Source organism: Streptomyces sp. NBC_00335, assembly GCF_036127095.1.
In the GTDB taxonomy this organism is placed as follows: Bacteria; Actinomycetota; Actinomycetes; order Streptomycetales; family Streptomycetaceae; genus Streptomyces.
In genome coordinates, this window is record NZ_CP108006.1 from 6,850,654 (window position 1) to 6,868,824 (window position 18,171).

At 72.2% G+C, this 18,171-nt stretch carries 16 protein-coding genes; 8 read left to right on the forward strand and 8 right to left on the reverse strand.

The annotated features are described in order from the left end of the window. Positions 1-222 precede the first annotated feature (222 nt). Together OHA37_RS31095 and OHA37_RS31100 are read left to right on the forward strand one after the other, a co-directional pair. Positions 223-459 carry a hypothetical protein gene (locus tag OHA37_RS31095; RefSeq protein WP_266910091.1) on the forward strand — a complete coding sequence of 79 codons (237 nt, stop codon included), beginning with the start codon at positions 223-225 and terminating at the stop codon, positions 457-459. A 71-nt stretch (positions 460-530) separates the two neighbouring features. Beyond that, entirely contained in the window at positions 531-1,229 is a 699-nt protein-coding gene (locus OHA37_RS31100; protein ID WP_266910093.1) for a hypothetical protein, read from the forward strand. 78 nt (positions 1,230-1,307) lie between these two features. Here the strand turns inward: OHA37_RS31100 and OHA37_RS31105 are convergent, their stop codons facing one another. Then, positions 1,308-3,476 (reverse strand): ATP-binding domain-containing protein, encoded by a 2,169-nt coding sequence (locus OHA37_RS31105; protein ID WP_443046341.1) that lies wholly within the window; start codon positions 3,474-3,476, stop codon positions 1,308-1,310. A gap of 302 nt (positions 3,477-3,778) precedes the next feature. Further along, positions 3,779-4,771: an aldo/keto reductase gene (locus OHA37_RS31110; protein ID WP_266910097.1), complete on the reverse strand. Its 993-nt coding sequence runs from the start codon at positions 4,769-4,771 to the stop codon at positions 3,779-3,781. A gap of 100 nt (positions 4,772-4,871) precedes the next feature. On the opposite strand from OHA37_RS31110, the gene OHA37_RS31115 reads away from it, so the two are divergent. Together OHA37_RS31115 and OHA37_RS31120 are read left to right on the forward strand one after the other, a co-directional pair. Next, complete coding sequence (locus tag OHA37_RS31115) at positions 4,872-5,921, forward strand: LLM class F420-dependent oxidoreductase (RefSeq protein ID WP_266910099.1); 1,050 nt, start codon at positions 4,872-4,874, stop codon at positions 5,919-5,921. A 257-nt stretch (positions 5,922-6,178) separates the two neighbouring features. Beyond that, positions 6,179-6,967, forward strand: a complete 789-nt coding sequence (locus OHA37_RS31120; protein WP_266910101.1) for a ferritin-like domain-containing protein — start codon at positions 6,179-6,181, stop codon at positions 6,965-6,967. 22 nt (positions 6,968-6,989) lie between these two features. Here OHA37_RS31120 and corA read toward each other — a convergent pair whose 3' ends face one another. Further along, positions 6,990-7,973, reverse strand: a complete 984-nt coding sequence (gene corA / locus OHA37_RS31125; RefSeq protein ID WP_323182377.1) for a magnesium/cobalt transporter CorA — start codon at positions 7,971-7,973, stop codon at positions 6,990-6,992. Positions 7,974-8,035: 62 nt separating this feature from the next. On the opposite strand from corA, the gene OHA37_RS31130 reads away from it, so the two are divergent. From OHA37_RS31130 to mshC, 4 genes are all read left to right on the forward strand, one after another. Continuing rightward, positions 8,036-8,758 (forward strand): histidine phosphatase family protein, encoded by a 723-nt coding sequence (locus tag OHA37_RS31130; protein WP_266910103.1) that lies wholly within the window; start codon positions 8,036-8,038, stop codon positions 8,756-8,758. Positions 8,759-8,835: 77 nt separating this feature from the next. Continuing rightward, a complete protein-coding gene (locus OHA37_RS31135) occupies positions 8,836-9,426 on the forward strand; it encodes a DUF3090 domain-containing protein (RefSeq protein WP_243333987.1) in 591 nt (196 codons plus the stop codon). Then, on the forward strand, positions 9,423-10,235 hold the full coding sequence (locus OHA37_RS31140; RefSeq protein WP_266910106.1) for an SCO1664 family protein: 813 nt from the start codon (positions 9,423-9,425) through the stop codon (positions 10,233-10,235). The genes OHA37_RS31135 and OHA37_RS31140 overlap by 4 nt, the downstream gene beginning before the upstream one ends. Positions 10,236-10,355: 120 nt before the next feature. Beyond that, the gene (gene mshC / locus OHA37_RS31145) at positions 10,356-11,585 is read left to right on the forward strand and encodes a cysteine--1-D-myo-inosityl 2-amino-2-deoxy-alpha-D-glucopyranoside ligase (protein WP_266910108.1); all 1,230 of its coding nucleotides are present in this window, start codon (positions 10,356-10,358) and stop codon (positions 11,583-11,585) included. A gap of 199 nt (positions 11,586-11,784) precedes the next feature. Here mshC and OHA37_RS31150 read toward each other — a convergent pair whose 3' ends face one another. The 5 genes from OHA37_RS31150 to OHA37_RS31170 form a co-directional block, all read right to left on the reverse strand. Further along, the gene (locus OHA37_RS31150) at positions 11,785-12,786 is read right to left on the reverse strand and encodes a PAC2 family protein (protein ID WP_266910110.1); all 1,002 of its coding nucleotides are present in this window, start codon (positions 12,784-12,786) and stop codon (positions 11,785-11,787) included. A 127-nt stretch (positions 12,787-12,913) separates the two neighbouring features. Beyond that, complete coding sequence (locus OHA37_RS31155; protein ID WP_266910112.1) at positions 12,914-14,521, reverse strand: glycerol-3-phosphate dehydrogenase/oxidase; 1,608 nt, start codon at positions 14,519-14,521, stop codon at positions 12,914-12,916. A gap of 43 nt (positions 14,522-14,564) precedes the next feature. Beyond that, positions 14,565-16,091: a glycerol kinase GlpK gene (gene glpK / locus OHA37_RS31160; protein ID WP_266910114.1), complete on the reverse strand. Its 1,527-nt coding sequence runs from the start codon at positions 16,089-16,091 to the stop codon at positions 14,565-14,567. A gap of 78 nt (positions 16,092-16,169) precedes the next feature. Continuing rightward, on the reverse strand, positions 16,170-16,952 hold the full coding sequence (locus OHA37_RS31165; protein WP_266910116.1) for an MIP/aquaporin family protein: 783 nt from the start codon (positions 16,950-16,952) through the stop codon (positions 16,170-16,172). 329 nt (positions 16,953-17,281) lie between these two features. After that, entirely contained in the window at positions 17,282-18,049 is a 768-nt protein-coding gene (locus OHA37_RS31170) for an IclR family transcriptional regulator (RefSeq protein WP_266910118.1), read from the reverse strand. Positions 18,050-18,171: the final 122 nt, after the last annotated feature.

Genomic DNA, 18,171 nt, shown 5'->3' on the forward strand with positions numbered 1-18,171 from the left:
GGGGTGTCAAGGGCTCGCCCGTGAAGCGCATGTACCGGGCGGCGGCCCCTTGTTCACAGGCTGAACACCGAGCGCGGCAACGGGCCCGGACGTGCTGAAGTGGCCACCGACACCAGGACCACGATCACGAACGGGACCGAGTTGAGAATCCAAGCCGCCGCCTTCGTCTGCATAGCTGCCCTAGCCACCGGCTGCTCCACCGGTACTCAGCCGATTCCCACCGTGACCGTGACCCAAGCCGCCGAGGCCGGACCGCTCGTGGACGCGTACCGGCGCGGGTGGAACTGGGGGCAGCGCCACTACGTGAAGGTCAACAACGACTACGTGGACGACATGGCGCAGTGCAGGAAGGCCGACGTCCTGCGGGACCTCTACCCCGACCAGCCCCGCATGGACTCCCTCATGCTGGGATGCGCCGACGGCCTGAACACGGACCCGCAGGCGGCACTGCGCTCCTGAGCGGCCGGTGTCCGGGAACTCACTCGCATTCTGCGTGCGGGCAGAGCCCCGCTACGGATAGCGTCAGCACTATGTCTGATGCCGCTCTGCCCACTGTTGCCGAGGTACGCGCCGCCGCCGAGGCGGTCAAGGCCGCGCTCGACCGTCACCTCGCCGCGGTCGAGAGCAGGATCGGGGACGATGATCCGGACGTCTACGCCGCGTTCAACGAACTCGCCGCCGCCGCCGAGGAGTACGACGAACTCCTCTACGACCGCTACGACGAGGTCACCCCGTTCGAGATCCCCACTCCCGAGGACGGGCTCCCGTACACCGGCCCCGCCGAACCCGCCGCCTTCAGCGTTCTCATCCGCCGCGACTACGCCGTCGTCGAGCCGGCCCGCCTGATCGCCCAGGCCGAACGCGTCGTCGCGCACGACCGCGAGGCCGAACTCGACCACGACGGCGGCACCGCCGACGCGCTCGGCGTTCTCTTCGGCGAGTACGAGCCCGACGAAATCGCCTCCCGCGCCAAGGACTTCGGGCTGGAGGAGGGGGATTCCACCCTGTGGATCGCCGCTTCGGAAGAGGTCGCGGAACCGGGGGAGTGGCTCGGCACGCCCTTCGCGCACATCGATCCGCAGGACGTCATGCACCGGTTCGACGTCAGCTCGGTCTTCGACGAGGAAGACGCTGAATACGCCGAAGACACCGACGAGGGCGAATACGCCGAGGGCGGCGAGGGGGCCGAGGACGGCGCGCCGGCCGAGCGGGGTCTGACCCCGGCCTGACCCCGCCCCGCACGACCCCTCGTACGGGAACGCGCCGCGGCCCCCGTCCCACCCGGGACGGGGGCCGCGGCGCGTCCGTCAGCGGGGCTCCGCCGCCGAGGCCACGAGCGCCTGCAGCAGACCCGCCAGCCGGGTCGTACGGGGCTTCGCCGGTACTTCCGCGACCGCGCGCGGCAGCGCCTGGTCCACCCCGTGCACCACCGACAGGTGCCGCTCGGCCCGGCTGAAGGCCGTGTACACCCAGTCCCGCGACAGGGCCTGAGCCGCGTCACCGGGCAGGACGACGACCGCCGCGGGCCAGCGGGAGCCGACGGCCTGGTGCGCCGTCACGGCCCAGCCGTGCCGCACCTGGGACTCCACCCGCTCCTTCGGTACGACGATCCGCGCGCCCGCGGCTCCGGCCAGGTGCAGCCCCTGCGCGTCGGCCGACACCACGCGGGCCGGCAGCGCCCGCCCGGCGGAGGGCACGTGGACCACCCGGTCACCGGGGTCGAAGCCGCCGAACCGGCCGGGGCCCGGGTTCAGCCGCTCCTTGAGGGCCGCGTTGAGCGCGCGGGTGCCCGCCGGGCCGCCGTGGCCCGGGGTGATCACCTGGACGGCGTCCGCCGGGATCCCGAAGGCGCGGGGCACCGACTCGGCGACCAGCTGCACGGTGCGGTGCACCGCCTCCCCGGCGTCGCGGACCGGGACGATGACGACCTCCTTGCCGGGGGCGTCGACCTGGTTCAGCTCCCCGACGCCGACTCCCGAGACCAGCTCGCCGATCGGGCCCGGGTCCGGGATCCGCGAGACGAGCTGGGGGCAGGCGCGGGCCGCGAGCACATCGGCGAAGACCCGGCCGGCACCGGCGGAGCCGAGCACCGCGGGGTCGCCGGACAGCACCAGGCGGGCGCCGTCGGGGACGGACTCCACCAGCGCGGCGGCCGTCTCCACGTCCAGCTGCGGGGCGTCCAGGACGATGAGCAGGTCCAGCGCGAACTGCCCGTCCGCGTCCCGCCCCGGGCCCTCGGCGCCGGCCAGCAGGCCCGCCACGGTGACGGACCCCTCGGCCGGGGCGTGCGCGGCCAGGCAGGCCCGCAGGCCGAACTCCCGGGCGGCCGCGAGCAGTGCGCGGGGTTCGGCGCGGGCGGCCTCCCCACCCGTGTGGGTGACCAGGCCGTGCCCGGCGGCGGCGCGGATCAGCTCGGCGCCGGTGCCGGTGGCGGCCTTGTCCCAATCGGCCGGGTCCGTGAAGGTGTTGGCGAGCCGGGCCAGGCCCTCGGCGAGGCTCTCCTCGGCCATGGCGGAGCCCTCCAGGCCCACCAGGATCCGTGCGGGCTGTTCCTCGTCCTCGCCTACGGGAGGACCGACGGGCTCCTCGAAAGCCAGCGCAGCTCCCTCGCCGACGGCCGCCTCCAGAGCCTCCGCGGGGTCCGGGACGCCGTACTGGGCGAGGGCCGACTCCAGGGTGGGGGCCTCCAGCACGGTGTGCCCCTTGGCGGCGGCCTGCGCCAGCAGCCAGCCCACCAGGGCGGCGGCCCGCCGCTCGTCCCCGGGGCCGGTCGCCTCGGCGCCGAGCAGGGCGCGGGCGAACCCGTCGGCCTGGGTCGGGCGGACCCCGGCGACGGCCAGCAGCCGCCAGGGGGACTCGGCGAGCTGCGCGGCGGCGTCCTCGCCGAGGGCGGCGAAGGTCTGCGGGGCGAGGGTCTCGGGGGCTCCGCCCCTGGCCAGGACGGTCCGGATCGCCTGGACGGCGTCGGGGGAGGGGGTGGGGTGGGACTGGGCCGGTGCCATTGCCTGCGGCGCCGGTGCGGGTGTGGGTGCGGGTGTGGGCGTGCGCGCCGGGGTGGGCGCTGGGGCGGGCTCCGGCCGGCGGGGCGCCGGGGGCGCGTCGAACACGGCGGGGGGCTTGGCGCCGCTCTCCACGGCCCGTACGGCGGCCAGCAGGTCGGCGGCCGTGCCGCTGAGCTTGGCACCGGCCTCTACGGGGGCTTCGCGCTCCGCCTTGCGGCGGGCGATGCGCTCCCGCTCGATCTTCTGGGCGGCCAGTTCCGCGGCGGCCTCGCTGAGCTGGGGCTTGGCCTCGGCGGCCGCTTCCGTGCCGGCGTCCCCGCCGGCCCCGTCGGCGGCTTCCGCCTCCGACTCCGCGTCCGCGTCCGCTTCCGTGCCGGTGGTGGTGGGCCCTGCGGGGCTTTCCCCCACCCCGCCCCTTCCCGAAACCGGGGGCTCCGCCCCCGGCCCCCCGCTCCCGGCTTCGCCGGACGGCACGGCTTCCGCCTCTGCGTCGCCGTCCCCGGCTTCGCCGGACGGCGCGGCCTCCGCGTCCTCGGGTTCGCCGGACGGCGCGGCCTCAGCCTCCGGGTCACCGTCCTCCGCTTCGCCGGACGGCGCGGCTGCCGTGGCCCCGGCTTCCGCTTCCGCGGACGGGGTGGGCTCCGCCTCGGGGGCGTCGGACTGGGTGGCGTCCGTGGCCTCGGCCTCGCCGGGCTCCGGGGCCTGGTCGGCTTCCGCGGCGGCGGGGGCGTGCTCCCGGGCCGGGTCGGCCGGTTCTGCCGCGGCGGCGGTGTCGCTCACAAAGTGCTCCAGTCCTGATCGGGGTAGCGGTGGACGGGCGCCGAGACGTCGTCCAGCGCTTGGCGGATCTCCTCCGGAAGACTAAGGGCCTCCACCGACAGGGCTGCCCCGAGCTGCGCCGACGTGCGCGCGCCGACGATCGGCGCGGCCACCCCGGGCCGGTCGCGGACCCAGGCCAGGGCCACCTGGAGCGGGGTCACCGCCAGGCCGTGCGCGGCCGTCGCGACCGCGTCCACGATCCGGCTCGCCGGCTCGTCCAGGTAAGGGTCCACGAACGCGGCCAGGGTCTCGGAGGCGCCCCGGGAGTCCGCCGGGGTGCCGGACCGGTACTTGCCCGTCAGGACGCCCCGGCCGAGGGGGGAGGAGGGGAGGAGGGACAGGCCCAGGTCCAGCGCGGCCGGGAGCACCTCCCGTTCCACGCCGCGCTGGAGCAGGGAGTACTCCATCTGCGTGGACGCCAGCCGGGTCCGTACCCCCGGCGCCGCGAGCTGCCAGGTCGCCGCCTTCGCGAGCTGCCAGCCGCTGAAGTTCGACACGCCCGCATACCGCGCCCGGCCGCTGCTCACCGCGATGTCCAGCGCCTGGAGGGTCTCCTCCAGCGGGGTCCAGGGGTCGAAGGCGTGGACCTGCCAGAGGTCGACGTAGTCCGTGTCCAGACGGGCCAGCGAGTCGTCCAGGGCGGCGAGGAGATGGCCGCGCGAGGCGTCGAAGCGACGGTCCGGGTCCGCGACACCGCCCGCCTTCGTCGCGATCACCAGATCCCGCCGCGGGACCACGGAACCGATCAACTGCCCGAGGAGGTACTCCGCCTCCCCGCCGCCGTACACGTCGGCGGTGTCCACGAGCGTGCCGCCCGCGTTCCAGAACGTCTTCAACTGCGCGGCCGCTTCCGCCTCGTCCGGTCCGTCCGCCGACCGGCCCCAGGTCAGTGTGCCGAGACCGATCCGGGAGACGCGCAGTCCGGTGCGGCCGAGATGCCTCTGCTCCATGAGGGCTGAGACTACTGCCGCACTGACGCGCGGCACCCGGGCGCGCTACAGTCCCCGCAGACCTACGTTACTGATCGGTAAACCGGTAAGGGGACGACTTATGCGGCTCGGCATCAATCTCGGCTACTGGGGCGCTGGCATGGACGCCGACAACCTGGCCGTCGCGCAGGAGGCCGACCGCCTCGGCTACGACGTCTGCTGGGCCGCGGAGGCCTACGGCTCCGACGCGCCGACCGTGCTCGCCTGGGTCGCCGCCCAGACCGAGCGCATCGACGTGGGCTCGGCCATCCTGCAGATCCCGGCCCGCCAGCCCGCCATGACGGCCATGACGGCCGCCACCCTCGACTCCCTCACCAAGGGCCGCTTCCGGCTCGGCCTCGGGGTCTCCGGACCCCAGGTCTCCGAGGGCTGGTACGGGGTGAAGTTCGACAAGCCGCTCGCGCGGACCCGCGAGTACGTGGAGATCGTCCGCAAGGCGATGACCCGCGAGCGCCTGTCCTACGAGGGCGAGCACTGGACGCTGCCGCTGCCCGGCGGCCCGGGCAAGCCGCTCAAGCTGACCGTGCACCCCGAGCGCGAGCACATCCCGCTCTACATCGCCGCCATCGGGCCGAAGAACCTGGAGCAGACCGGCGAGATCGCCGACGGCGCCCTGCTGATCTTCCCGGCCGCCGAGCACCTGGAGGCCACCGCCCTCACCCACATCCGGGCGGGCCGCGAGAAGGCCGGGCTGACGATGGACGGCTTCGACGTCTGCCCGACCGTGCCGCTGGCCCTCGGCGATGACGTGGCCGGGCTCGCGGACATGTTCCGCCCGTACACCGCCCTGTACGTGGGCGGCATGGGCAGCCGCAAGCAGAACTTCTACAACCAGCTGGCCCAGCGCATGGGCTACGAGAAGGAAGCCGCCGAGATCCAGGACAAGTACCTGTCCGGCGACAAGCAGGGCGCGGCCGCCGCGATCCCGCACTCGCTGATCGACTCCACCACCCTGCTGGGCCCGGTCGAGCGGATCGCCGACGGGATGCGGGCCTACGCGGAGGCCGGGGTCACCACCCTGACGCTCGCCCCGGCCGGCTTCACCCTGGAGGAGCGGACCGCCGCCCTGCGGGCCGGCGTCGAGGCCATGGAGCTCGCCGGCCTGGCCTGACCCCTTCCGCTGGACGGAGTCCGGCGCAGCCGCCCGAAGCCGGTCCGGGGGGACCTGCGAGGGCGGCGTGAAGAAGGAGAAGTCTGCGGCCGTGGTGGGGGCTCGGGGGGTCTTCCCCGCCACGGCCGACACAGCCAACAACGCGCGCGGTGCCCGCCGGGTTACGCCCCCGGCGCCACCGGTCGCGGTCGTTCATTCGGCCGAGTCGTACGCCGCACCCGGTTGCCCGGCCCGCGAATCGGCCCTTGACTCGACACATGCTCTCTGCGCGCAGTCTGTTCCGGGAAATCGTCGACCACGACGCTTCCTTCCAGCTGTTCTGCTCCATCGCCGCCGGCGGCGAGTCCCAGGGCGGCTGGGAGAACGCCCGGATCGCGGCCCTGGTGCCCGATTCCATGCGCGACCTCGCGCCCAAGATCACCCGGCACGGCGCCGACGAGGACAAACACGGCCGGATCTTCAACGCGCTGCTCCGCAAGCGCGGCCTGCCCCCCGTGCCCGTCCCGCCGGAGACCGACTACACGATGCTGCTGGAGCGGCGCGGCATCGGCCTGAGCCACGAGAAGCTGCGCGGCGAGCGGGCCCTGAGCGAGGAGGACATCGTCGTCTACCTCGCGCACAGCCGGGTCACCGAACAGCGCGCCGCCGACCAGATGGTCATGCTCGTCCGGTACTTCGGCAGCGACCCCGAGCTCGGCAAGGCCATCCGCATGATCGGCGCGGACGAGGACAACCACCTGGCCTACTGCCACGAGGAACTGCTCCGCCTCGCCCGGGCCGGCCACGGCCGCACCATCCACCGGGTGTTGCGCGAGTGCGCGCTCGCCGAGATCGCCGTCTACCGGGACGTGAGCCTGGCCGTCATGGGCCACATGGGGCGCCTGCTGGGCTGGCCCGCGCCGAAGGCGGCCGCGCTGGCCGCCGGGATCCGCGGGGCTTACGCGTACGAGCGGTTCAGCGGCTGGCGCCGGATGGTCGACCTGCGCCCGCCGGAGCGCAGCAACCCGCTGGGCGGCGCACCGACCTCGGCGCCCGAGTTCGCCTAGAGCCCCCGACCCTGTGCCCCGCCTAGAGCCAGCCGCGGCGCTTGAACATCCGGTGCAGGCCCACGCAGATGACCGCCATCACCAGCAGCACGAGCGGATAGCCCCAGCGGTGCGTCAGTTCCGGCATGTGCTCGAAGTTCATCCCGTAGATCCCCGCCACCATGGTCGGGACCGCCGCCATGGCCGCCCAGGCCGAGATCTTGCGCATGTCGTCGTTCTGCCGGACGCCCATCTGCGCCAGGTGTGCGGCCAGCGCGTCCGAGAGCAGCCGGTCCAGGCCCTCGATGTACTCGTTCGCCTTCGTCAGGTGGTCGGCGACGTCGCGGAAGAACGGCTGGGCGTGCTCGTGCACGAACGGCACGTTCCCGAAGGCCAGCCGGTCCATCGGCTGCAGCAGCGGACTCGTGGCCCGGCGGAACTCCAGGACCTGCCGCTTGAACCCGTAGATCCGGGCGGCGGTGTTCTTGCTGTCCGAGGGATTGGGCGAGAAGACCTCCGCCTCCAGCTCCTCCAGATCCGCCTGCAGCTCCGCGGCCACCTCGATGTAGTGGTCCACCACCGCGTCCGAGACCGCGTACAGCACCGCCGTGGGGCCGTGCTTGAGCACCTCGGGATCCTGCTCCAGCCGGTGGCGCACGGCGGCCAGCGCGGCACCCTCGCCGTGCCGGACCGTGACGACGAAGGAGTCGCCGATGAACACCATCAGCTCGCCCGTGGTCACCGTGTCCGAGGAGTCGTCGTACATCACCGGCTTGAGGACCACGAACAGCGAATCGTCGTAGACCTCCATCTTCGGCCGCTGGTGCGCGGTCAGCGCGTCCTCCACCGCCAGCGGGTGCAGCCCGAACTCCTGGCTCACGTGCTCGAATTCCTTCTCCGTGGGCTCGTGCATGCCGACCCAGAGGAAGGCGTCGCCGGTGGCCCGCGCCTCGTCGAGGGCATCGGAGAAGTCGTCGGGCGCCTCGGAGCGGCGGCCTTCGCGGTACATGGCGCAGTCCACAATCACTCGCGCATTGTTCCCTGCCCCGGCCCCGACCGCACGCCGGCGACACCGCTTACCCTTCTGCCATGGCCACGCTGATCCTCGTACGACACGGGCGGTCCACCGCCAACACCGCAGGGCTGCTCGCCGGATGGACCCCGGGGGTGAGGCTCGACGAGCACGGAGCCGCACAGGCCGCCGCGCTGCCCGGGCGGCTCGCCGCCGTGCCCCTCGCCGCGGCCGTCACCAGCCCGCTGGAGCGGTGCGGCGAGACCCTGGCGCCGCTGCTGGCGGCCCGGCCCGGTCTCGCGCTGCACACCGACGAGCGGATCGGCGAGTGCCACTATGGCGACTGGTCGGGCCGCAAACTCTCCGAACTGTCCGAAGAACCGCTGATGCGCATCGTCCAGCAGCACCCCTCGGCCGCCGCCTTCCCCGGCGGCGAGTCCATGCGCGCCATGCAGGCCCGCGCCGTGGACGCCGTCCGCGACTGGAACGCGCGGATCGAGGAGGAGCACGGCGCCGACGCCGTGTTCCTGATGTGCTCGCACGGCGACATCATCAAGTCCCTCGTCGCGGACGCCCTCGGCATGCACCTGGACCTCTTCCAGCGCATCCACGTCGACCCCTGCTCGGTCACCGCCATCCGTTACACGCCGACCCGCCCCTTCCTGCTCCGGCTCGGCGACACCGGCGACTTCGCCTCCTTCGCGCCCCGCGAAAGCGCTTCGCCGGACGCCGCGGCGGCCCAAGGGGACGCGGAAGCGGGCGGCGAAGCGGTCGTAGGGGGCGGTGCGGGCGCGGTGTGATCGAACGGCGCAGTAGGGTGGACGGGCCAACCCATGGGCGCAGCCCTGCCCCTGCCGCCGACGCTTGGAGACTGGACGTGCCCCGTCAGGTGTTCCTCTACGACCCCCCGGACCGTTTCGTGGCCGGCACGGTCGGCCTGCCTGGACGCCGTACGTTCTTCCTGCAGGCCTCCACCGGCCCCCGCGTCACCAGCGTCTCCCTGGAGAAGACCCAGGTGGCGGCGCTCGCGGAACGGATGGAAGAACTGCTGGACGAGGTCGTACGGCGCACCGGGGGCAATGCCCCCGTCCCGGCCGTTGCCCCCGCCGAGGCGACCGACACCGCCCCCCTCGACGTCCCCGTCGAGGAGGAGTTCCGCGTCGGCACCATGGCCCTGGCCTGGGACGGCGAGGACCAGCGCATGATCGTCGAGGCGCAGGCCCTGGTGGAGCTCGACGCCGACTCGGAGGAGGACCTCGCCGAGGCGGAGGAGCGACTGCTCCAGGACGAGGAGAACGGGCCGCCGATGCTGCGCGTCCGCCTCACCGGCGCCCAGGCCCGGGCCTTCACCAAGCGGGCCCTGGACGTGGTCAACGCGGGCCGCCCGCCGTGCCCGCTGTGCAGCCTCCCGCTGGATCCCGAAGGGCACGTCTGCCCGCGCCAGAACGGCTACCGGCGCCAGGCGTGAACGCGACGGGGGGAACGGCGCAAAGGGAAGCACTGCTGGCCCACGGGGAACTCACCGTCGTCGGCCGGATCCGGGAGGCGTCCAACGCCGTCCTGATGTGCACCGTCACGCAGGGGGGCGTCAGCACCGACTGCGTGTACAAACCGGTCAAGGGCGAACGCCCGCTGTGGGACTTCCCCGACGGGAACCTCGCCCAGCGCGAGGTCGCCGCGTACCTGGTCTCCGAGGCCACCGGCTGGGGGCTGGTGCCCCCGACCGTGCTGCGCGACGGACCGTACGGCGAGGGCATGGTCCAGCAGTGGATCGAAACGGGGGAGTCCCCCGAGGCGGAACTGCTCGCGCTCGTGGACGGCGAGGAGGCGGGGGAGGGCTGGAAGCCCGTCGCCTTCGCCGAGGTCGGCGAGGGCCGCACCGCGCTCCTCGTGCACGCCGACGACGAACGGCTGCGCCGGATGTCCGTCCTCGACGCCGTGATCAACAACGGCGACCGCAAGGGCGGCCACCTGCTGCCCGCCCCCGACGGACGGCTCTACGGCATCGACCACGGAGTGACCTTCCACACCGAGGACAAGCTGCGCACCCTGCTCTGGGGCTGGGCCGGGGAGCCGCTGACCGAGGAAGCGGGATCCGTACTGACCGCCCTGGAGGCCGCCCTGGCCGCAGGGCAGCCCCTCGCCACCCGACTGGCCGAACTGGTCACCACCGCCGAGCTGGCCGCCGTACGGGCCCGCGTGGCCCTGCTGCTGCGCACCGGGAAGCATCCGCAGCCCTCGGGGCAGTGGCCCGCGATCCCCTGGCCGCCCGTCTGACCGGGCCGGGGTCCGCAGGGTGACACACGCACAGAACCGGCCATGGCGCAAGAGTGCCGATCAGGACAACAGTGCAGGTCCGGTTCGTTTTCGGAACACCCGTCCGGTTAGGCTCGACGCATGCATGCCTGGCCCGCTTCTGAGGTCCCCGCCCTTCCTGGCAAGGGCCGCGACCTCCAGATCCACGACACCGCGACCCAAGGGACGATCACCCTCGCCCCCGGTCCCGTCGCCCGTATCTACGTCTGCGGGATCACCCCGTACGACGCGACGCACATCGGTCACGCGGCGACCTACAACGCGTTCGACCTCGTGCAGCGCGTGTGGCTCGACACCAAGCGGCAGGTCATCTACGTCCAGAACGTCACGGACGTCGACGATCCACTGCTGGAGCGGGCCCTGCGCGACAACCAGGACTGGACCGAGCTCGCCGAACGCGAGACGGCCCTCTTCCGCGAGGACATGACCGCCCTGCGGATGCTCCCCCCGCAGCACTACATCGGCGCCGTCGAGGCCATACCCGGCATCGTGCCGCTGGTCGAGCGGCTGCGGGACGCCGGCGCCGCCTACGAGCTGGACGGCGACGTCTACTTCTCGGTGGAGTCCGACCCGAACTTCGGCAAGGTGTCCAACCTGGACGCCGAGGCGATGCGGCTGCTGTCGGCCGAGCGCGGTGGTGACCCGGACCGGGCGGGCAAGAAGAACCCGCTCGACCCGATGCTGTGGATGGCGGCCCGCCCGGGCGAGCCGAGCTGGGACGGCGGCTCGCTGGGCCGCGGCCGGCCCGGCTGGCACATCGAGTGCGTGGCCATCGCCCTGGACCACCTGGGGATGACCTTCGACATCCAGGGCGGCGGCTCCGACCTGGCCTTCCCGCACCACGAGATGGGCGCCTCGCACGCCCAGGTCCTGACGGGCGAGTTCCCGATGGCCAAGGCGTACGTACACGCCGGGATGGTCGCGCTGCACGGCGAGAAGATGTCGAAGTCCAAGGGCAACCTGGTCTTCGTATCGGCCCTGCGGCGGGCGGGCGTGGACCCGGCGGCGATCCGCCTGGCCCTGCTCTCGCACCACTACCGCGCGGACTGGGAGTGGACCGACGAGGTCCTCGCCCAGGCGGTGACCCGCCTGGAGCGCTGGCGCGCGGCCGTCTCCCGCCCCGACGGCATCCCGGCGGACGCCCTGGTCGAGGAGGTCCGCGAGGCCCTCTCCAACGACCTGGACGCGCCTGCTGCTCTCGCGGCGGTGGACCGCTGGGTCGAGCGGCAGCTCGTCTCCGACGGGGACGACGAGTCGGCCCCGGGCCTGGTGTCCCGCACGGTGGATGCCCTGCTGGGCGTGGCCCTGTAATACCTGCGGTGCCGCGGCCGGGGGCTCCGCCCCCGGACCCCCGCGCCTCGAACGCCGGCGAGGCTGGATTTGGGGCTGGATTGCCGTCAGGCAATTCCAGCCCCTCCGGCGTTTGAGGAGCGGGGTCCGGGGCGGAGCCCCGGGAAACGGCGAAAGGGCGGGGCGGGGAGAAAATCCCCTGCCCCGCCCCACCACCCGGCTACGCCTCCGGAGGCGCCTCGTCCTCGTCCGGCGAGGCCGCCGCAGAGCCCGGGGGCTCGTCCCCGGACCCGGACGACTCCGGCTTGCGCTTCGGCGCCCGGGGCAGCCCGCCGGAGGTGTCCCGCAGGTACGACCCGTCGCCCGGATCCGGCGCGGCGGAAGGATCACGCCGCCGCAGGTACCGCTCGAACTCCCGGGCGATCGCGTCCCCGGAGGCCTCCGGCAGGTCGGCGGTGTCCCGCGCTTCCTCCAGCGTCTGGACGTACTCCGCCACCTCGCTGTCCTCGGCGGCCAGTTGGTCCACGCCCAGCTGCCACGCCCGCGCGTCCTCCGGGAGTTCGCCCAGCGGGATCCGGATGTCGATCAGATCCTCCAGCCGGTTGAGCAGCGCGAGGGTCGCCTTCGGGTTCGGCGGCTGGGACACGTAGTGCGGCACCGCCGCCCACAGGGACACCGCCGGCACCCCGGCATGGGTGCAGGCCTCCTGCAGGATGCCCACGATCCCGGTCGGGCCCTCGTACTTGGTCTCCTCCAGGTCCATCGTCCGCGCGAGATCCGCGTCCGAAGTCACCCCGCTGACCGGCACCGGACGGGTGTGCGGGGTGTCGCCCAGCAGTGCCCCCAGGATGACGACCATCTCCACGCCCAGCTCGTGGGCGAAGCCCAGGATCTCGTTGCAGAACGAACGCCACCGCATGGACGGTTCGATGCCCCGCACCAGCACCAGGTCGCGCGGTTTGGTCCCGCCGATCCTGACCACCGAAAGCCGGGTCGTCGGCCACGTGATCTTCCGTACCCCGTTGTCCAGCCACACCGTCGGCCGGTTGACCTGGAAGTCGTAGTAGTCCTCGGCGTCCAGAGCCGCGAAGACCTCGCCCTTCCACTCCCGGTCCAGGTGTGCGACCGCACCGGAGGCCGCGTCACCCGCGTCGTTCCAGCCCTCGAACGCGGCCACCATGACCGGGTCGATCAGCTCGGGCACGCCCTCAAGCTCGATCACCCAGGTCTCCTTCCGAAGTTCCCTTGTGTACGTGGGTCAGCCTAAGCCTTGAAGAGGCACCGGCCACAGCCCACGACAGAGGGGCGGTTCCCCCTGGAACCGCCCCTCTGCCCGTTCACGACACCGCTTATGCCTTGTCGGCCAGCATCTCCTCGACGCGGCCGCGCACTTCGGCGCTGTCCAGACCGCGCACCGTCACCGTCGTACGGCGGCGCAGCACGTCGTCGGCCGTCTCGGCCCACTCGTTGTCACGGGCGTAGGCGACCTGCGCCCAGATCTCCGGACCGTCCGGGTGGATCCGCTCGGCCAGCGCCGGGTCCTCGTTCGCCAGGCGCGCGATGTCGAAGGCCAGCGAGCCGTAGTGCGAGGCCAGGTGCCGCGCGGTCAGCGGGTCCATCCGGGAGCCCGGCTCGCGGTCCACGAGCAGCCGGTGCGCCACCGCGTTGGGGTTGGCGACACCGGGCAGCGCGATCCGTCGTACGAGGGACTTCACCGGCTCCATGTCCTCGGTCAGCGGGCTGCCGGGAAGCTTGGCCAGCTTGTCCATGACCACGCGGCCGATGTGCCGGTACGTGGTCCACTTGCCGCCGGCCACCGACAGCATGCCGCCCGCGCCCTCGGAGACGACCGTCTCGCGCTTGGCCTTCTCCACCCCGCCCGGGCCGCCGGGCAGCACGCGCAGGCCCGCGAAGGCGTACGTCATCAGCGAGCGGTCCAGATCGGCGTCCTTCACCGAGAAGGCCGCCTCGTTCAGGATCTGCTGGATGTCGCCCTCGGTGGCCCGCACGTCCGCCGGGTCGCCCTCGTACACCTCGTCGGTGGTGCCCAGCAGCAGCTGGTCCTCCCACGGCAGGGCGAAGGTGATGCGGTACTTGTCGATCGGGGTGGCCATGGCGGCCTTCCACGGCGACTTGCGCTTCATCACGATGTGCGCGCCCTTGGACAGCCGGATGGAGGGCATCGAGTGCTTGTCCTCCATGCGCCGCAGGTGGTCCACCCACGGGCCGGTGGCGTTCAGCACGACGCGGGCGTCCACGCCGAACTCGGTGCCGTCCAGGCGGTCCTTGAGCTCGGCGCCGGAGACCCGGCCGCGCGTCATGCGCAGACCGGTGACCTCGGCGTGGTTCAGGACGACCGCGCCCGACTCGACGGCCGCGCGGACCGTCATGACGGCGACGCGCGAGTCGTTCATCTGGTGGTCGTAGTAGACGGCCACGGCCTTGAGGTTGTCCGTCTTCAGACCCGGGTTGTCGGCGGCGGCACGGGCCGGAGAAATGATCTTGCCCATGCCGTCGCCGAAGCCCGAGAGCGCCGAGTACGCGAACACGCCCGCGCCCAGCTTCGCCGCGCCCACCGGACCGCCCTTGTACACCGGGAGGTAGAAGGTCAGCGGGTTGACCAGGTGCGGGGCCACGTCCTTGGCCAGGACCCGGCGCTCGTGGTGGTTCTCGGCGACCAGCTTGACCGAACCGGTCTGCAGGTAGCGCAGGCCGCCGTGGACGAGCTTGGAGGAGGCCGAGGAGGTGGCGCCGGCGAAGTCGCCGGCGTCCACCATGGCGACCCGCAGACCCGACTGCGCGGCGTGCCAGGCCACCGAGGTGCCCAGGATCCCACCGCCGATGACCAGCAGGTCGTACGTGGCCTTCGCCAGCTGCTCACGGGTCTCGGCGCGGCTCGCGTTCGAACCGGCGGTCGGGTGCGTACCCAGGGTGGGAACGCTCTGCAGGGTGCTCATGTCCGTTGACTCCTACTTGCTCGTCGATTGCGCCGCTGTGCGGTCAGCTGGCGTCTTCGTCATCGACCCAGCCCATGGACCGCTCCACGGCCTTGAGCCAGCTCTTGTACTCGCGATCCCGCTGCTCGGCGGGCATCCGCGGGGTCCACTCCGCCGCGCGGCGCCAGTTGGCGCGCAGGGCGTCGGTGTCGGGCCAGAAGCCGACGGCCAGGCCGGCGGCGTAGGCGGCGCCGAGGCAGGTGGTCTCGGCGACCATCGGGCGCACCACGGGGGCGTCCAGGAAGTCCGAGAGCGTCTGCATCAGCAGGTTGTTGGAGGTCATGCCGCCGTCGACCTTGAGGGCGGCGAGCTCGACGCCCGAGTCCTTGGTCATGGCGTCGGTGATCTCGCGGGTCTGCCAGGCGGTGGCCTCCAGGACGGCACGGGCGATGTGCGCCTTGGTGACGTACCGGGTGAGGCCGGTGATCACGCCGCGGGCGTCGGAGCGCCAGTACGGGGCGAACAGGCCGGAGAAGGCCGGCACGAAGTACGCGCCGCCGTTGTCCTCGACGGAGGAGGCCAGGGTCTCGATCTCGGCCGCGGACTTGATCAGGCCCATCTGGTCGCGCATCCACTGGACGAGCGAGCCGGTGACGGCGATGGAGCCCTCCAGCGCGTAGACCGGCTTCTGGTCGCCGATCTGGTAGCCGACGGTGGTCAGCAGGCCGCTGTAGGAGTTGATGATCTTGTCGCCGGTGTTCATCAGCATGAACGTTCCGGTGCCGTACGTGGACTTCGCCTCGCCCTCGGCGAAACAGGTCTGGCCGAACAGCGCGGCCTGCTGGTCGCCGAGCGCCGAGGCGACCGGGACGCCGGCGAGGACGCCCTCCTTGACGTGGCCGTAGACCTCGGCGGAGGACTTGATCTCCGGGAGGACGTTGAGGGGCACGTCCATGGACTCGGCGATCTTCTCGTCCCAGGCCAGGGTGTGCAGGTTCATCAGCATGGTGCGCGAGGCGTTGGTGACGTCGGTGACGTGCACACCGCCCTGGGGGCCGCCGGTGAGGTTCCAGATGACCCAGGAGTCCATGGTGCCGAAGAGGATGTCCCCGGCCTCGGCGCGCTCGCGCAGGCCCTCGACGTTGTCGAGCAGCCAGCGGACCTTGGGTCCGGCGAAGTAGCTCGCCAGCGGCAGGCCGGTCTCGCGGCGGAAGCGGTCCTGGCCGACGTTGCGGCCGAGCTCCTTGCACAGGGCGTCGGTGCGGGTGTCCTGCCAGACCAGCGCGTTGTGGACCGGCTCGCCGGTGTTCTTGTCCCACAGCAGGGTGGTCTCGCGCTGGTTGGTGATGCCGACGGCCTTGACGTCCGCCGCGGTGATCTCCGCCTTCGCGATGGCCGAGGCGACGACCTCCTGGACGTTGTTCCAGATCTCGGTGGCGTCGTGCTCGACCCAGCCCGGCTTCGGGAAGATCTGCTCGTGCTCCTTCTGGTCGACGGCGACGATGCGGCCGTCACGGTCGAAGACGATGCAGCGGGAGGAGGTGGTGCCCTGGTCGATCGCGGCGATGAAGGGGCCGGTGCTGGTGGTCATGGTGGCTGCTCCTGGCAGGTGTCGAAGTAGGCGGAATCAGAATGGCGGTGCGGGAGGTGCCGTGGTGCCGATTGCTGATCAGGCGAACGCGATGTTGTACAGACCGCCGGCGAGCGCGGCGCCCGCGAGGGGGCCGAGCACCGGGATCCAGGAGTAGCTCCAGTCCGAGCCGCCCTTGTTGGGCAGCGGCAGCAGGGAGTGGACTATGCGCGGGCCGAGGTCGCGGACCGGGTTGATGGCGTAGCCGGTCGGGCCGCCGAGCGAGAGGCCGATGCCGACGACGACGAACGAGGTGATCAGGACGCCGATGACGCCGAGGCCCTTGCCGTCGTCCTGCAGGCCCTGGGTCAGGATGGCCAGGACCAGGACGGCGGTGCCGATGATCTCGGTCGTCAGGTTCTGGACGACGTTGCGGATCTCGGGGCCCGTGGCGAAGATCCCGAGCACCGGGCCGGCCACGTCGTGCGGGTGCGGGTCCTCGGGGCCGAGCTTGGCGTCACGGATGTGCTCCGGGTCGGCCAGGTGCGCCCGGAACTGGCCGTAGTAGGCGAGCCACATCAGCACCGCGCCGATCATGGCGCCGAGCAGCTGGCCGGCGAAGTAGACCGGCACGTCGCCCCAGGCGCCGTCCTTGATCGCGATGCCGACGGTGACCGCCGGGTTGAGGTGCGCACCGGAGAGCGGCGCGGAGACGTAGGCGGCGATCAGGACGGCGAAACCCCAGCCGAAGGTGATCGCGAGCCAGCCGGCGCCCCGGGCCTTGGAGCTCTTGAGCGTCAGTGCGGCGCACACGCCGCCACCGAGCAGGGTGAGCAGGGCGGTACCGATGGTCTCGCCGATGAAGATGTCGGAGCTGGACACCCGCGACTCCTTTGTCGTTCAGGGGTGGTGGCCGCCGGGTCCCTCCGGCGGTCCACGCACTCGGTGAGTGCTGCACCGGTCCTTGGCCTTGCCACACCCTAACGCGTATTGCCGGTAGGTGTTCGGCATTGCCGACCGATGAACGGCAGTTTTCCGCCCAGGTGAAGCGGGCGTCAAGGGTTGACCAGGCCAATGAGCCGGATCGTTACCGGCCGGTGCGATCGAACAAATCACGCCATTCAGTGATCATCAAACGCCAAAAACCACCCAAATGCCACTTTTGTGTGGCCGTTGGGTGGTTCGGGCGGAGCGATGCGGTCAGGCCAAGGTCAGAACCGGCCCGCCCCGAGATCGCGCGAAACCGACCGCGCGCAGTCCCGTACGGACGCCACCAGGGACGGCCGGGGCTCCCCGGACTCCCCGCACACCCGCTCCACCGCGCCCGCGAGGGCCACCGCGCCGACCGGCATCCTGCGGCGGTCGTGGATGGGGGCCGCCACCGAGGCGATCCCGTCCCAGGTCTCCTCGATGTCGCTGGCCCAGCCCCGGGCCCGGATGAGACCCAGGACCTCCTCGAAGCCGTCGCCGTCGGTGACCGTGCGGGGGGTGAACGCCTCCCGCTCCACTTCCATGACCTGCGTGTGCGCCACCGGGTCGTACGCGGACAGCACCTTGCCCAGGGCCGTGGAGTGCAGTGGCTGCATGGCCCCGACCTCCAGCACCTGACGGCTGTCGTCGGGCCGGAACACGTGGTGCATGATCAGCACCCCGCTCTTGTGCAGCACCCCCACGTACACGCTCTCCCCGCTCGCGCGGGCCAGATCGTCCGTCCACACCAGGGCGCGCGCCCGCAGCTCGTGGACGTCCAGATAGCTGTTGCCCAGGCGCAGCAGCTCCGCGCCCAGCTGGTAGCGGCCCGACGCCGGGTCCTGCTCCACGAAACCCTCGGCCTGCAGCGTGCGCAGGATCCCGTGCGCCGTTCCCTTGGCCAGGCCCAGGGAAGAGGCCACGTCCGAGAGCCCCAGCCGGCGCTCGCCGCCCGCCAGGAGCCGCAGCATCGCAGCGGCTCGTTCGAGCGACTGGATGTTCCGTGCCATCGCGCAGCCTCCTGCTGACGTAGTTCGACAATGCTGAACACTATCGGTCGATGCCGACTTTGTGCATGATGAGGGCAGAGTCCACCGATACGAGTGGCCCAGGACACCCCGGCCGGAAGTCG

Bases quoted from the DNA above. Each gene is read 5' to 3' on its own strand.
- OHA37_RS31115 (WP_266910099.1), top strand. From the start codon at position 4,872: ATGCGGCTCGGCATCAATCTCGGCTACTGGGGCGCTGGCATGGACGCC.
- glpK (WP_266910114.1), bottom strand. From the start codon at position 16,091: ATGACCACCAGCACCGGCCCCTTCATCGCCGCGATCGACCAGGGCACC.
- OHA37_RS31130 (WP_266910103.1), top strand. From the start codon at position 8,036: ATGGCCACGCTGATCCTCGTACGACACGGGCGGTCCACCGCCAACACC.
- OHA37_RS31170 (WP_266910118.1), bottom strand. From the start codon at position 18,049: ATGGCACGGAACATCCAGTCGCTCGAACGAGCCGCTGCGATGCTGCGG.
- OHA37_RS31100 (WP_266910093.1), top strand. From the start codon at position 531: ATGTCTGATGCCGCTCTGCCCACTGTTGCCGAGGTACGCGCCGCCGCC.
- OHA37_RS31155 (WP_266910112.1), bottom strand. From the start codon at position 14,521: ATGAGCACCCTGCAGAGCGTTCCCACCCTGGGTACGCACCCGACCGCC.
- mshC (WP_266910108.1), top strand. From the start codon at position 10,356: ATGCATGCCTGGCCCGCTTCTGAGGTCCCCGCCCTTCCTGGCAAGGGC.
- OHA37_RS31110 (WP_266910097.1), bottom strand. From the start codon at position 4,771: ATGGAGCAGAGGCATCTCGGCCGCACCGGACTGCGCGTCTCCCGGATC.
- OHA37_RS31120 (WP_266910101.1), top strand. From the start codon at position 6,179: ATGCTCTCTGCGCGCAGTCTGTTCCGGGAAATCGTCGACCACGACGCT.